A 454-nucleotide genomic window follows, 5' to 3' on the forward strand; every position below is an offset into this window, starting at 1 on the left:
GTACACCCCGTCGTTGGGGATTGTTTGGCGAAAACGATCAGGAACAGATCAACAATATTTCGCTCGGTATTATCGACCTGGTCTATCCCGCACACTGGCAGCCATACATTGCTCAGGATCTTGGTCAACAAACCGATATCGATATCTATCTCGACCGCCACGTAGTGCGTCAAGGGCGATATCTTTCGCTGCATGATGAAGTAAAAAACTTTCCGTTACAGCACTGGCTGCGCAGTACGATTATTGCTGCGGGCTCGCTATTGGTGCTGTTTATGCTGTTATTCTGGATCCCGCTGGATATGCCGCTGAAATTCACCCTCTCGTGGATGAAAGGCGCGCAGACCATTGAAGCCACCAGCGTGAAACAACTGGCTGACGCTGGCGTGCGGGTTGGCGATACATTGCGTATTAGCGGTACGGGAATGTGTAATATTCGCACTTCCGGTACCTGGAG

At 50.9% G+C, this 454-nt stretch carries 1 protein-coding gene; it reads left to right on the plus strand.

The window, feature by feature from the left end; genetic code table 11:
* Positions 1–454 (plus strand): IgaA/UmoB family intracellular growth attenuator (locus C3D30_RS20235; protein ID WP_193499549.1); only part of this gene is annotated, 454 nt, incomplete at both ends.

Origin of the sequence: Escherichia sp. MOD1-EC5433, assembly GCF_002966005.1 — a bacterium.
GTDB lineage: Bacteria > Pseudomonadota > Gammaproteobacteria > Enterobacterales > Enterobacteriaceae > Escherichia > Escherichia ruysiae.